This window comes from Skermanella mucosa (assembly GCF_016765655.2).
Classification (GTDB): domain Bacteria; phylum Pseudomonadota; class Alphaproteobacteria; order Azospirillales; family Azospirillaceae; genus Skermanella; species Skermanella mucosa.
Genome location: NZ_CP086106.1, coordinates 4,366,916 through 4,380,866, shown reverse-complemented (window position 1 = coordinate 4,380,866; position 13,951 = coordinate 4,366,916). Strand labels below are relative to the sequence as shown.

The following is a 13,951-nucleotide window of genomic DNA, read 5'->3' as shown; positions in this document are numbered from 1 at the left end:
GCCCGTTGACTCGTGACCTGTTGGTTCGGTCGAGGTGACGTTGTGGGTCGGGTGTTGAAGTGGGTCGGGATCGTGATCGGGGTGCTCGTGCTCATGGTCGTCGGGGCTTTGCTGATGCTGGAGACGAGTTGGGCGCGGGATCTCGTGGCCCGGCAGGCGAGCGCCGCGCTGGGACGCGAGGTCAGGATCGATGAGAATTTCGACATCGACTGGTCGCTGACCCCGCGCATCCGCGCCGGCGGCATCCATGTCGCCAACGCCGACTGGGCCGGCGAGGGGAACATGGCGGACATCGGCGCGGTCGAAGCCACCATCGACCTGCGTCGCCTGATCGGCGGGACCATCTCGATTCCCGAGGTGAAGCTCGTCGATCCCAAGATCAACCTCGCCCGCAACGCCGAGGGCACCGGAAACTGGGACTTCCCCAATCTCCAGGGCGATCCCCCGCAGGAAGGCGACGGCAGCCCGAACCTGCCGGAAATCGGGCATATCGACGTCCAGGGCGGCGAAGTCGCCTACCGCGACGAGGCGCTCAACATCGACGTCGCCAGCACGGTCAATACCGAGCGGAACGAGCAGGGCGAGGACCGCGTCCGCATGGTCGCCGACGGCAGGTACGCCGACGAGCCGTTCCACCTGGACGCCACCACCGGCACCTTCCTGGCGCTGCGCGACAGGCAGACCCCGTTTCCCGTCCGTGCCGAAGCGACGGTCGGAAGCACCCGCACCGTGGTCGAGGGCTCGCTGACCGACCCGCAGCAGCTTGCCGGCATGGACATCACGGTCGACGTCAAGGGGCAGAACCTCGCCGACCTGTTCCCGATCATCGGCTTCCCGTCGCCCGCCACGCCGCCGTTCAACGTCTCCGGCCGGCTGGAACGGCAGGGGCAGGTCTGGTCAATGACCGATTCCGAAGGTCGGATCGGCGACAGCGATATCGGCGGCGAGGTCCGCATCGACCTGGGGCACGAGCGCCCGAAGATCACCGGCAACCTGTCGTCCCGCAATCTCGACTATGACGATCTCGCCGGGTTCGTCGGGGCGCCCGGCGGCACCGGCGAGGGCGAGACCGCGTCGCCCGACCAGATCGAGCTGGCCCGTCAGCTGGAGCAGGAGGGCCGCGTCATTCCCGACACGGAGATCAATGTCGAGATGCTGAAGGCGGCCGACGTCGAGATGCGCTACCACGCCGACCGTCTGCTGGTGCCCAACGTCCCGGCAGGGGAGCTGGATGCGAGGCTGATCGTCGAGAACGGCCGCGCCCGTCTCGAGCCGGTAAGGCTCCAGGTGGCTGGCGGCAAGGCCGGCGGCATCATCCAGGTGGACGGGCAGGAAAAGCCGCCCGCCATCGAAATGAACCTGGAAATGCGGGCGCTCGACCTGGCGCGTTTCTTCCGCGGCACGCAGTTCGCCGAGGACATGGGCGGCACCTTCGGCGGCAAGCTCCTGCTCAAGGGCAACGGCGACACGGTCCGCAGCATGTTGGGATCGAGCAACGGCCAGATGTCGGTCGTGATGGAAGGCGGGAAGGTCAGCAACCTGATCCTGGAGGTGATCGGCTTCGATGTCGCCGAAGCCCTCGGCTTCGTCCTGTCCGAAGACGAGTCGGTCGGCGTCCGCTGCGTCGTGGCCGACCTGGGCATCACCGACGGCATGGTGAAGTCCAACGCGCTGGTGTTCGACACCGAGGACACCAATGTCACCGGCGAGGCGTCCGCCAACCTGAAGACCGAGCAGTTCGACATCGAGATGCTTGCTCACCCCAAGGACCCGAGCCCGCTTTCCGCCCGCACCCCAGTCGGGGCGGAAGGCACCTTCGCCAATCCGCAGGTCACCGTCGATCCGACGGCGGCGGTAGCGCGGGGCGCCGCGGCTGTCGCCCTGGGCGTCTTCCTGACGCCGCTGGCGGCACTGATCCCCCTGCTGGAGCCGGGCGACGGCCAGGACAGCCCCTGCGGCCAACTCCTCCGCCAAGCCGGCCAGAACTGATGCCGGCCCCGCAGCCCCGCAGGTTGGATGCCGCACCGCTCGATCCGGCCTACATCAAACCGTAGGTTGGGCCGCGGTCCAATACATCGCGGCGAGTGGAACGGCAGGCTGCGTGGACCGCGTCAACCCGGTCGGAAGCCGCCCCAGGAGTGGCTGGATCGACGGTTTCTCAGTTGACGATGTTCGGAAAGACCTCGTCCAGAGACCTGCCGTCCAGCAAGGCCTCTATCCACCCGTCCATATCGTCAGCCCCGGCTGATTTCACCGTCTGTTCGATCGGCGCCGGGACGGTGCCCAACCGTCGCTGAACCATGCGCAGCAGAACCTCAGCCTTACCTTCGGCCTTGCCTTCCGCCTTGCCCTGGGCTCTGCCCCTCAACTCACCCCGGGCTTCGCCTTCGGCGATGTACAACTCGGCGATCGTCGGCATGATCTTCTCCTCCTGTCCCGGCGCCACCCGGCTCAGCACCGTCCGAAGCCGCTCCCGGTTCCGGCCGTCGTCCACCACGAAAACATATCTGACCACAGCCCGCAGCACGGTCAAGCCGATTACCGCCGCGATGCCCAGCAGCCGCTCCAGCGTGACTTCCGGATCGCCGTCGCGCGTCGCGTGCTTCAGCATGAGCAATCCGGCTTGCAGGTCCGGATCGCGCGACAGTTCCGCGTCGGGAATGGCAGAGAGGTCGACCAGGGTATAGCTGAAATCCAGCGGACCCGCTGCCAGCACCTCATCCGGTACGCCGTATGCCTCCCCGAGGCTGCGCGGATGAGGCCAACGGCCGCTGCCATGATAGAGGATGACGGCCAGGACGGGGGCCGGCACCACCCGGACGGTGCCATCGGGGTATTCGATCCGCCGCGCGCCCTTGACCGCCGTTCCGTTCAGGTAGCCGAGGATCTGCACCAGGGCGTCCGCCTCGCCGGCGCTCTTGTGCTCCAGCACGGTCCAGACCAGCAGGGGCAACCCGCTCCGCAGGCCGAAGCTGTAGACCCTGTCTCCGCGCAGTTCCGCCAGCATCGGATCGACGAAGCTTTCGGACCGGTCCACCGCCTTGTCTGCCGTCAGCCCGGCCACGACCGCCGCCGGCAGCCGCTCGCGCAGGAACGTGTCGGCGTTGCCGGGCCGGTCCAGGACAAGTTTCGCGAACTGGTCGTGCCTGCGGATCAGGGGGCGGGCGCCCGCGGAGTCGTCCTCGTCCGAAGGGCTGAGCGAATCATCGGGTGTTTCGCCAGGCGAGCTTTCGGGCGAAGTCTCCGGCACCGCAGGCGTCTGCTTCATGGCCTTTCCATATCCTCACCCTGGTGCATACCCGCCGGAGCTTCCTGTCGCTGCCGCGCCGGCGCCCCTCAGCGCTGGTCCAGCTTCATCTCGATGCGCCGGTTGCGGGCGAAGGCATCGTCGCTCCTGCCGGGGTCCAGCGGCTGGTACTCGCCAAAGCCGGCCGCCACCAGCCGGTCCGACGGGATGCCCTGTTCCACCAGGAACTTGACGACTGAGATCGCGCGTGCCGTGGAAAGCTCCCAGTTCGACGGGAACTGCGGCGTGCTGATCGGCCGCGGATCGGTATGCCCGTCCACGCGCAGGATCCAGTTGACGCCCGGCGGGATGCGGTTCGCGATGTCCAGCAGGGTCGCGGCCAGCTGGGCGAGTTGCGTCTTGCCGCCTTCCTCCAGCGTCGCGGAGCCGCTGGGGAACAGCACTTCCGACTGGAAGACGAAGCGGTCGCCGACGATCCTGATGTCCTGCCGGTTGCCCAGCACCTCGCGCAAGCGCCCGAAGAACTCCGACCGGTAGCGGGCCAACTCCTCGACCTTGCTGGCGAGCGCCAGGTTCAGCCGGCGCCCCAGGTCGGAGATCTGGGCCTGCTGCTCCTGGCTCTGCGCCTCCGCCAGATCCAGCGACGCGGTCAGGCGGGCGAGCTGGTCGCGAAGCGCGGCGATCTGCTGGTTCAGGACGGCCACTTCCGCGCGGCCTTCCTCGGTCAGCTTCTGCTCGCCGGTCAGGGCCGCCTGGGTCTGGTCCAGGGCGATGACCAGCTCCTCGATCCGGGTCTCCCGCTGCTCGATCTCGCGCTGCGCCAGCACCGTGCGTTCCTGCTCGCTGCTGAGCTGGGCTTCAAGCTGCTGCGATCGGTCGCGGACGGCCGACAGCTCGGCCATCAGCGCCTCGCGCTGCTCGCGGGTCAGCCGAAGCTCCTCGGTCGCCTGGGCGCGGGCCGCTTCCGTCTGCTCCAGGGTCGCGGCGGTCCGGGCGCGCTCGGCCTCGGCGGTTCGGGACAGGGTCGTCAGGGCGGCGACTTCGCCCTCCAGCCGCTCGCGGACGTCCCGCAGGGCCTGTATGTCGGCCTGCAGGCTGGCGATCTCGCGCAGCGACGCCTCTATCTTCTGCCGGTCGGCCTCGATCACCTTGTAGGCGTCCTCCAGGTCGCGGCTGACCTGGGTGATCTCGCCGCTGGCCTGCTCGCCCCGGCGCGACAGGGCGGAGACCTGGGCGTTCAGCTCGTCCTGCCGGGCCTGGGCCTCGGCGAGGCTGGCGCTCAGGCTCTCCCGGGTCGCGGTCGAGCTTTGGAGTTCCGCGGAGAGCTGGGCGATGTTCACCCGCAGGTCGGCGTTGGCCTCCCGCTCCATCGACAGCAGGTCGCTCAGCTCGGACAGCTGGCGGTTCAGCCGGGTCAGCGCCTGGTCGCGGCTCGACAGCGTGTTGGACAGGTAGAACTGTGCGACGATGAAGACCATCAGCACGAAGATCACGACCATGACCAGGGAGGACAGGGCGTCGACCCAGCCCGGCCAGATATTGACCGAACGCTCGCCGCTGCGCCGTCCGCGACCGATGGCTGCCATTACCCGTTACCGTCCCGCCTCGTCGGCCCGCGCCCGCTCATCGCTCGCCGTCTTCCGCCAGGGCGGCGATGGTGCGTGCCAGAAGCTTGATCTCGCTGCGGATCTCCTGCACCGACTGGACCCGGCCGGTGGCGACCTCCTCCAGCAGGCGCGCGGCGTAGACGTCCATGTTGCGGATGTGCTGGCGGGTCGCCTCGTCCATGCCGAGTTGCTGGCCGCCCAGCGCGTCGGCCAACCGGCCCAGGATCGGCTTCATCTCCATCTGGTTCTCGGCCAGCCGCAGCATCAGCGTCTGCTCGGTCCGCATCTGGTCGGTCAGGGTGCTCAGCTTCTCGGTCAGCGCCAGCAGGTTCTGGTTGGCCGAGCGCCGGCCGTCCTCCGCCTGGGCCACGGTGCGCTGGAGGTTCTCCATGTTCTCGGCGGTCTGCTCCAGCAGGGCCTGCAGGTAGGCCGGCACCGACTGCTCGCTCTCGCCGAAGCCGGCGCCGCTCGACAGCCGAGTAGCACCGGACAGCCAGTCCTCCAGGTCGGTGTAGAAGCGGTTCTGCGCCTGGCTGGCCTGCAACTCCAGGAAGCCCAGGACCAGCGACCCGGCGAGGCCGAACAGCGAGGAACTGAAGGCCGTGCCCATCCCTGCCAGCGGCGCCTGCAGCCCCTGCTGCAGGTTGCCGAACATCATGCCCATGTCGCCGCCCTCGACCGACAGGCTGGAGATCACGCCGCCGACCGCGCTGACGGTACCCAGCAGGCCCCAGAAGGTGCCGAGCAATCCCAGGAAGATCAGCAGCCCGATCAGGTAGCGGGAGATTTCGCGGGTCTCGTCCAGCCGGGCGTCGATGCCGTCGAGCAGCGAGCGCATGGACAGCGCCGACAGGCTCAGCCTTCCCTTGCGCTCCCCCAGCATGCGGGCCATCGGGGCGAGAAGTACGGGTTCCGGAACGTTGTCGGAGGCCGGGCGGTTGGTCTGGTAGCTCTCCAGCCACGCCACTTCCGGCTTCAGCATCAGCACCTGCCGGAAGATGTAGCCGATGCCCAGCAGCAGCACGGCGATGATCAGCCCGTTCAGCGCCGGATTGGCCATGAAGGACCGCTCCAGCGCCGGGAACAGCAGAAGCACGATGGCGATCACCGCGGCGACGAACAGGACCATACGGGTGATGTAGCGCTGCGGCCGCGACATGGACACCATGCTCTCAGGGGCTCTCTCAGGTGACGAGGTCGGGAGGGGGTGGGCCGGGTATGCCACTAGTTCACCAGGATCAGGTCGACGCGGTCGGCGGGGCCGTCCGGCGCCTGCGTCCCCAGCGCGCGGACATCGATGCGGGTGCTGCGCACCCCCTGGCCGATCAGGTACGAGCGCACCGCCAGCGCGCGGTCCAGCGAAAGGCGCCGGGCATCCCGTTCGGTCTCGGGCGTGCCGCTGGCATAGGCGGTGACCTGGAGACGGACCACCTCGTCCCGGCGTAGCCGGGCGGCCACGCCGTCCAGCAGCGCGGTGTCCCGGGGCGACAGGGTTTCCGCCCTGGTGTCGGGATACACGACGCGGAATTCGGTTCCGTCCGGCACCTCGGCCGATGGGCCGGAGGGGGCCGGCGGAGTCGCCGCCACCTCGGGCGCCGGCCGGGCCGGTCCGGAACCGTCCCGGGGATCCGGGCCGCGGGGATTCGGAAGGTCCGGCATGGAGGTGATCCGGCGGGGCTCGCCGGGAGCGGCGGGCGGCACCGGCGTGTCGAACTGCACGCCCGCGGGCGCCTCGGCGCGGGGAAGCTCGGAGGGGGCGGGGGGAACCGGGGCGGCGGCGATGTCCGGCGGCACGCCGACATCCAGGCCGGGCGGCGGCGGCGCTGCCCGGCCGGCCGGAGCGGTCGGCAGGGCTCCGCCCAGGCCGGGAGAGGGCGGGACCGGAAGCGGCCGGGACGCATTGGCGACCGGTGGAGCGACCGGCGGGGCGGCCGTTGGCGCGGATTCCGATGCCGCCGACGCTTCAGGTCCTCTCCCAGGCACGGCGGGCTTGCGCGCCGGAATGCCCGGGGGTATCGCGGGGGATGCCGTCGCCGCCGTCTCCTGCGCCACGGCGGGAGCCCCCGCCGGCCACGGAATCGTCGCGGCGCCGAGCGCGCAACCGAGCGCCATGCGGCGGACGGCAGTCGGAACGTAGCGACTCATTTGCCCCCGTACCCAAGCCTTCAAGGTGCCTGACATCCTGGATTTCCCGGCCGTTCCGAAGGTCTTGGTCCAAAGATCCTCGGGGCCGGCAACACCGGGGCGGCACGCGGGCACGATAGCCCAACGGCGGGAGTCCGACAACCCGCCATCAACCACACGCGATGGTCAGCCCTCGGCCTGTGGCTTCCGGGTTGCCGTGGCACCTCGAAGTACCTTGGCGATCATAAGATGCAGGTGCGAATTGGCCGCAAGGACGCTGTCGCCGCGCTGCGGGTTGCGTCCGCCGCCGATCTCGGTGACGAAACCGCCGGCCTCGGTCACCATCAGGATGCCGGCCGCCACGTCCCACGGCTGCACGTCGCTTTCCCAATAGCCGTCGAAGCGCCCGGCCGCGACATAGGCGAGGTCGAGCGCCGCCGAGCCGAAGCGCCGGATGCCCGCCGTCTCCGTCATCATGGCCTGGAGCTGCGCCGCATGTTCCGGATGGTTGCCGCGGCCCTTGAAGGGCAGGCCGGTGGCGATTACCGACTCGTCCAGCTTGCGCCGGCCGGAGACGCGCAGGCGCGCATGGTTGTTCCAGGCGCCGGCTCCCTTCTCGGCCCAGAACAGCTCGTCGCGGAGCGGTTCGTAGATGACGCCGGCGACGATCTCGCCCTCGCGCTCCAGCGCGATCGAGATGGCCCAGAACGGCAGGCCGTGCAGGAAGTTGGTGGTGCCGTCCAGCGGATCGACGATCCAGCGCTGGCTGGCGTCCTTGCCGGCGCTCTCGCCCGTCTCCTCCATCAGGAAGCCGAAGTCCGGCCGCGCCTTCTGGAGTTCGGCCCTGAGCGTCTGCTCCGCCTTGGTATCGGCGGTCGAGACGAAATCGGCCGGCCCCTTGCGGGAAACCTGCAGGTGTTCGACCTCGCCGAAGTCGCGGACCAATCCGCGCGCCGCCTTTTCAGCGGCGCGAGCCATGACGTTGATGATTGCCGAGCGGCTTGCCATAACGGGTTGTCAGTCCTTCGCACGTTCCAGGTAGGTGCCGTCGCTGGTGTTCACGACGATGCGGGTGCCGGCCTCGATGTGCGGCGGGACGAGGACCCGTTCGCCGTTGTCCATCTTGGCGGGCTTGTAGGAGGAGGAGGCCGTCTGGCCCTTCACCACGGGGTCCGCCTCGACCACTTCCAGCGTGACGGTGGCGGGCAGCTCGACGCCGAGCGGGGACCCTTCGTGGGTCTGCACGGTGACCGACATGCCTTCCTGGAGGAACACGGCGGGATCGCCGATGATGTCCCGCGGGATGACGATCTGCTCGAAGTTCTCCTTGTCCATGAAGGTGTAGTTGTCACCCTCGGCGAACAGGAACTGCATCTCGTGCTCGTCGAGCCTGGCGCGCTCGACCGTCTCCTGGGTGCGGAACCGCTCGACCATCTTGTTGCCGGTGCGGACATCCTTCATCTCGAGCTGGATGAACGCGCCGCCCTTGCCGGGCTGCACGATGGCGGTCTTCAGGACCACCATCAGCTTGCCATTATGCTCCAGGACATGGCCCGGACGCATCTGGTTGGCGTTGACCTTCATGGTATTTGACCGTCGCTGACGCTGCTTTGGAAAGCGCGGAACCTATCAGGTCGGAGAGGCCGTAGCAATGTGCGCTCGGCGTTCCGGAGGCATGAAATCGGGAACTTCCACGCCTCCGGAGGCCGAAGCCGGCGCGTCGGCCTCCTTCCCTCGCGAAATCGACGGGAGCGCGGTGAACGCCGAACTGCTATGACGGTTACCGCTTTCGACCCCCGATGCTTCGCCGACGAGGCGACAGGCGGCGGGGCGGGAGCCGGACCAACATTTGCGACCCAACACTTGCGACGAGGAAAACTGAAATGTCCAATCTCCACAGGCGTGCAATGGAAGCGGTTCTCCAGGCGGCCCAGCACGACATCGTGGGGACGCTGCGCGAGCGGGAGATCACCGACCGGCACAGCGAGGACGGCGACGAGGCGGTGCTGGACGTGGCGATCCTGCACGCATACCGTGTCTTCGTGCGGATCTGCGAGGAGCAGGGACTGGACGTCGATGCCCAACTTTTCGCCGAACTCGCGGGCGAACTGGCGGACGAGATGGCTCAGGACACCGATTACGACTGAGCCGGGCCATCATGCCGGGCCGGGTCCGGGGTCAGGCCGGCAGGACCCGCGCCGCCGCCCGGCGGAAGGCCGGCGGCGGCGCCACCAGGTGCAGCGCGCCGAGCGCGTCCCCGATCACGGCGCGGGCGGCGGGTCGCTCCTCCGCCGGCAGATCGTCGATCCCGGCCGCCAGCCCGGCGAGCCGGCCCGCGGCGTCCTCGATCACTCCGTCCACGGCCCGCTCGAAGACGGGCAGGGTGCCCAGGGCCTTGAACAGGCGGCGGCTGCGGGCCAGCGCCGCCAAGGCGGTCCGCAGCCGGTGAATGTCGGGGTGGCGAAGGTCGGTCCTGTCCGCCGGAACCAGGCTGGAGATGCGCTCGGCGATCCCGGCCAGGAACCGGCCGCCCAGCAGGGCGCGCAGGTCCGCTTCGAGCGCGTCGAACGCGGCCGACGCATGGGCCAGCTGGCCGGCGCTCAGCTTGAGCGCCGTCAGGTCGCGCACCGCCGCCTCCAGCGCCAACGGGTCGGCGGGGCCACGTTCCGGAACGGCGGCGTAGGCGCGGGTGCGGACGTCCTCGGCCAGCCGGTCGATCAGGCCCGCCACATGCATCCGGGTCTCCTGCCGGTCGGCCAGCCGGTCCAGCATCTCCAGGGCGGTCCGGGCGACCGGCCGGTGCCGGGCCACCAGCATGACGAACAGGTCGGCCGCCTTCGGATCGGCCGCCGACAGCCCGGCGACGGATGCCGCCAGATGGTCGAGCAGCCAGTGGGGGCACTGGCCCGTCGCGGCCGCCGCCGCCAGGTGCGCGCGGGCGTCGTGGACGCGGTCGTTCAGGATCAGCGCCGCCCGGATGTCGTCGACGATGTTCCAGAAATCGGGATGGGCGGACGCGGCCCGCTCGGCGAAGTCGGGCTGCCGGCCGGCGCGGTGGATCAGCCCCGCGATCTCGACCGCCCCGATCTCCCCGCCCGAGGCGCAGCGCCCGCGCCGGTCCATGGCCCGTTCGGCCACCAGGAGCGTCCATAGCGGGCGCAGCACCGACCGCGGGATCTGGCCGACCCGGCGTCGCGGCGGAACCGCATCGCACAGCAGATCGGCGAACGGCTCGCAGAAGCGGCGCAGCTCCGAGGGACGGCGGCTACGCTCGCGCCACCGGGGCAAGGTCGGCACCGGATCGCGAAGCGCCGCACGGATCTCGTTCGCCATGGGGCGGGGTTCGACCGACCAGGGCTCGTCGGCGGTGCGGCGGCATGAGACTGACAGCGTCCGGTACGAAATCAGCGCCATGGTCGAGCCCTGCCTGGGTACGGGGTTGTAAACCGGAGGCCGCCGCACCGCCGACCGGCGATCCGTCTACTCCTATCAATAGCCGTATCAATAGACCCCAAATCGATCGAATTAAACTTTACTTAAGAGGTATGAACGCACCCCATTAAGAGGTATTCACCGTGTTGCCGGACCGGGGGCGGGATTCATGTGGCGGATCAGGTCGATCATCAGGTCGCCGGTTCCGTCGGCGCCGAGCTTGGAGAAGCCATCCGCCAGCAGCGGCATCAGCGCCTCGCCGGGGCAGATCCGCTCCAGCGCGTGGACGGTCGTGACGGTCGCCTCCAGGGCGGAGCGCCTCGTCCCCGCGTCGGCCGTGGCAGCCCTGTCCGCGAGCGAGCCCAGGTCGCGGGAAACCTGTGCCTGGACCGTCTCGACCTCGCGCCGGTACGCGTCCAGTCGGCCCAGCGCCTTGAACATCTGCCTGCTTCGGGCGAGCGCCGACAGGGCCTGGCCGAAGGCCCGCCGGTCCGGAGCCGGTCCGGCATTCCCTCCGGCGCCGAGATCGGCGAGAACCCGGGCATGCTCGTCCGTCCGCGCCGCGACTTCGCCCAGGAAACGGTCGTTCAGCAGATCGTGAAGCTCGGCCTCCAGGCGCTGGAGCCGGGCCGCGTTGCGCGGCAGCCGGCCGCCGGCGCTGGCCTTCAGGCCGGTCAGGTGGTGCGCGGCCGGTTCGATGCGGTCCAGGGCCTTGTTCAGGTCGGCCGTTCCCGGGCTGCCGTCGAACGCCGCCTTCGCACCGGCGTGCAGGTCTCCGATCGCGGAGGCGTAGACGGTCTCCAGGGTTCCGGCGGGGATGGCGGCCCCCGGTCGCCGCGCCAGGGCGTCGATCAGGTCCAGGGCCGACCGTCCCGTCTCCGGATGCCGGGCCAGCAGCATCAGGAACAGGTCGGCCTTCCTGCGGTCCTGGTCGCCCAGCTCGGAGACGATCCGGCCGAGCGTCGCCACGACGGCCGGGTCGGGGCGATCCGGCACCGCGCCGGCCAGCAGGCGGCGCATGGCCAGCACGGGCTCGCGGACCTGGATGGCGCAGTCGATCTCGGCCGCGATCTCCCAGAAATCGGGGTGGGCGCGGGCCTGCTTCCGGGCGAACGCCGGGTCGGCCTTGGCCCGGTCGAGGGCCGCGCGCAAAGCCCCGTGGCAGCTCTCCGCGTCGGCGGGTTCATCCACGCCGGCCTCGCGCAGGATCATGTCCCACAACGGCGCCACGACCGGCCGGGGGATCTGGAACGGCTGACGCTGTCGCCCGACGGGGCCGCACAGCAGTTCCTCGAACGGTTCGCAGAATCGGCGCTGCGCGGTGTTCCGCCGGGGAGGCTTTTCGACCCGCAGCCAGGACCGCATCGCCTCCATCAGGGTGGAGCGCATCGCCGTGTCGCCCAGGCCGTCGGACAGCCGGTAGACCTCGCGCAAGCGATCGCCGGACCCGGCGGCGGTTCCGGTTCCCCGGACGAAGTTCAGGATGGCGGCGGGACTGATGGAAGCGGTCATGTCGGTCTGATCGGCCCAAGCGGTGACTACCCCTATCAATTAACCTGAATTTAACATCAATTAAATCTTCCTTAAGGGTTATGAGGGTGGTCAGCCCATCCGCAAGAGGGTCGGGATTCCATCCCGGCGGCCCCGCTTCCGGCCTAACCATTTTGCGCCGAACCCGGCCTGAACGCGGGATCTTGCAGACAACGGGCGAAGCGGTATGGGAAAGTGCGGTGCCGCTCCGGGAACGGGAAGCCCGCTCCGGGACTACGAAGCATCGGGAGACGACGGGATGTTCGAAGGATTCACGCGCCGGCGCATCGCAACCAGCGGCGCCGAGATCAACCTCGTCGTCGGCGGGGACGGTCCGCCCCTGCTGCTGCTGCACGGCTTTCCGCAAAGTCACGTGATCTGGCACAAGGTGGCGGGTGCGCTGGCCGAACGGTTCACGGTCGTGGCGACCGACCTGCGCGGCTACGGCGACAGCGAGAAGGTGCCGACCACGGACGACCATTCCTCCTATTCCAAGCGGGAGATGGCGCGCGACCAGGTGGAGGTCATGCGGATCCTGGGGTTCGAGCGGTTCCAGGTGGTCGGCCACGATCGGGGCGGGCGGGTCGCCCACCGCATGGCGATCGACCATGCCGCCCGGGTCCGGCGGCTGGCGGTGCTCGACATCGTGCCGACGCTGACCACCTTCCAGAGCGTCGACCAGCAGCTCGCCACCGCCTACTACCACTGGTTCTTCCTGATCCAGCCCCACCCCCTGCCGGAGCACATGATCGGCCTGGACCCGGAATTCTACCTGCGGCGCAAGACCAATATGTGGAGCGTCGGCACCGCCCACTTCACGCCGGAGGCGATGGCCGAGTATATCCGCTGCTTCCGCAACCCCGCCGCGATCCACGCCATGTGCGAGGACTACCGCGCCGCGGCGACGATCGACCTGGAGCACGACCGCGCCGACCGCGCCGCCGGAGTCAAGGTGTCGTGCCCGCTGCTCGCCCTGTGGGGCGCGCGGGCCACCATGGACCGCTGCTTCGACGTGCTGGCGACCTGGCGGGAAGTGGCGCTGGACGTGCGCGGCCAGGCGCTCGACTGCGGCCACTACATCCCCGAGGAGCGGCCGGAGGAGTTCACCGCGGCCTTGCTCGATTTCCTCGAAACCTGAATCCCGCAGAACCTGATTCCCGCAATACCTGTTTTTTTCGCCGCCATCGATGGAGACCATGGAGACCGATACCGACCGCGAACCGCCGCGGACCCGCCTCTATGTCGGGGAGCCCCTGTCCGCCGGCGCCACCGTGGGCCTCGACCACGAGCGGGCGCATTACCTGCGCCACGTGCTCCGGCTCGACCGCGGCGACCGGGTCGCGCTGTTCAACGGCCGCGACGGCGAATGGGGCGCCCGAATCGACGGCTTCGGCAAAGGCTGGTGCAGCCTTGCGGTGGAGTCGCGGCGCCGGCCCCAGGCGCCCGAGCCGGACCTGTGGCTGCTGTTCGCCCCGATCAAGCGCGCGCGTATCGATTTCGTCGCGGAGAAGGCGGCCGAACTCGGCGCCTCCCTGGTCTGGCCGGTGCTGACCCGCCACACCGATGTCGCCCGCGTCAATGTCGACCGGCTGCGCGCCAACGCGATCGAGGCGGCGGAGCAGTGCGAGCGCCTGACCGTGCCGGAGCTGAGGGAGCCGGCGCGGCTCGACCAGGCGATGCGCGACTGGCCGGCGGAACGCGTGATCCTGCTATGCGCCGAAGCCGGGCCGGCAAGGCCGATCGCCAGCGCCGTCGCGGAGTTGGCGCCCGGCCCGGCGGCGATCCTGACCGGTCCGGAAGGGGGCTTCGCCAAGGATGAGCTTGACGGGTTGCTGAAACTGCCATTTGTTGTTCCGGTCGGGCTGGGGCCAAGGATCCTGCGTGCCGACACGGCGGCGCTCGCCGCGCTCGCCTGCTGGCAGGCCCTGGCCGGGGACTGGGCGGCAGGCGGCGCCGACGTGCGTCCCCCGTTCCGTTCCCCGGCGTCCCGAAACCAAGAACCAGGTTGATC

General features: G+C 69.5%; 12 protein-coding genes. 4 read left to right on the top strand and 8 right to left on the bottom strand.

The window, feature by feature from the left end:
* Window positions 1–42 precede the first annotated feature (42 nt).
* Complete coding sequence (locus tag JL100_RS20335) at window positions 43–1,989, top strand: AsmA family protein (protein WP_202684299.1); 1,947 nt, start codon at window positions 43–45, stop codon at window positions 1,987–1,989.
* A 169-nt stretch (window positions 1,990–2,158) separates the two neighbouring features.
* Here JL100_RS20335 and JL100_RS20330 read toward each other — a convergent pair whose 3' ends face one another.
* From JL100_RS20330 to efp, 6 genes are all read right to left on the bottom strand, one after another.
* A complete protein-coding gene (locus JL100_RS20330) occupies window positions 2,159–3,268 on the bottom strand; it encodes an Rpn family recombination-promoting nuclease/putative transposase (protein WP_202684298.1) in 1,110 nt (369 codons plus the stop codon).
* A gap of 68 nt (window positions 3,269–3,336) precedes the next feature.
* A complete protein-coding gene (locus tag JL100_RS20325; protein WP_202684296.1) occupies window positions 3,337–4,833 on the bottom strand; it encodes a peptidoglycan -binding protein in 1,497 nt (498 codons plus the stop codon).
* Between the two features lie 37 nt (window positions 4,834–4,870).
* The gene (locus tag JL100_RS20320; RefSeq protein WP_202684295.1) at window positions 4,871–6,013 is read right to left on the bottom strand and encodes a flagellar motor protein MotA; all 1,143 of its coding nucleotides are present in this window, start codon (window positions 6,011–6,013) and stop codon (window positions 4,871–4,873) included.
* Between the two features lie 65 nt (window positions 6,014–6,078).
* The gene (locus JL100_RS20315) at window positions 6,079–6,999 is read right to left on the bottom strand and encodes an OmpA family protein (protein WP_202684294.1); all 921 of its coding nucleotides are present in this window, start codon (window positions 6,997–6,999) and stop codon (window positions 6,079–6,081) included.
* Window positions 7,000–7,164: 165 nt separating this feature from the next.
* A complete protein-coding gene (locus JL100_RS20310) occupies window positions 7,165–7,986 on the bottom strand; it encodes an inositol monophosphatase family protein (protein WP_202684293.1) in 822 nt (273 codons plus the stop codon).
* A gap of 9 nt (window positions 7,987–7,995) precedes the next feature.
* On the bottom strand, window positions 7,996–8,562 hold the full coding sequence (efp, locus tag JL100_RS20305) for an elongation factor P (protein WP_158046517.1): 567 nt from the start codon (window positions 8,560–8,562) through the stop codon (window positions 7,996–7,998).
* Between the two features lie 299 nt (window positions 8,563–8,861).
* On the opposite strand from efp, the gene JL100_RS20300 reads away from it, so the two are divergent.
* Window positions 8,862–9,125, top strand: a complete 264-nt coding sequence (locus JL100_RS20300; protein WP_202684292.1) for a hypothetical protein — start codon at window positions 8,862–8,864, stop codon at window positions 9,123–9,125.
* Between the two features lie 31 nt (window positions 9,126–9,156).
* On the opposite strand, the gene JL100_RS20295 is transcribed toward JL100_RS20300, so the two are convergent.
* Entirely contained in the window at window positions 9,157–10,392 is a 1,236-nt protein-coding gene (locus JL100_RS20295) for a hypothetical protein (RefSeq protein ID WP_202684291.1), read from the bottom strand.
* A gap of 156 nt (window positions 10,393–10,548) precedes the next feature.
* A complete protein-coding gene (locus JL100_RS20290) occupies window positions 10,549–11,922 on the bottom strand; it encodes a hypothetical protein (RefSeq protein WP_202684290.1) in 1,374 nt (457 codons plus the stop codon).
* Window positions 11,923–12,199: 277 nt separating this feature from the next.
* On the opposite strand from JL100_RS20290, the gene JL100_RS20285 reads away from it, so the two are divergent.
* Entirely contained in the window at window positions 12,200–13,078 is an 879-nt protein-coding gene (locus JL100_RS20285) for an alpha/beta fold hydrolase (RefSeq protein WP_202684289.1), read from the top strand.
* Window positions 13,079–13,136: 58 nt separating this feature from the next.
* Window positions 13,137–13,949, top strand: coding sequence for a 16S rRNA (uracil(1498)-N(3))-methyltransferase (locus tag JL100_RS20280; protein ID WP_202684288.1), 813 nt, complete (start codon window positions 13,137–13,139; stop codon window positions 13,947–13,949).
* Window positions 13,950–13,951 lie beyond the last annotated feature (2 nt).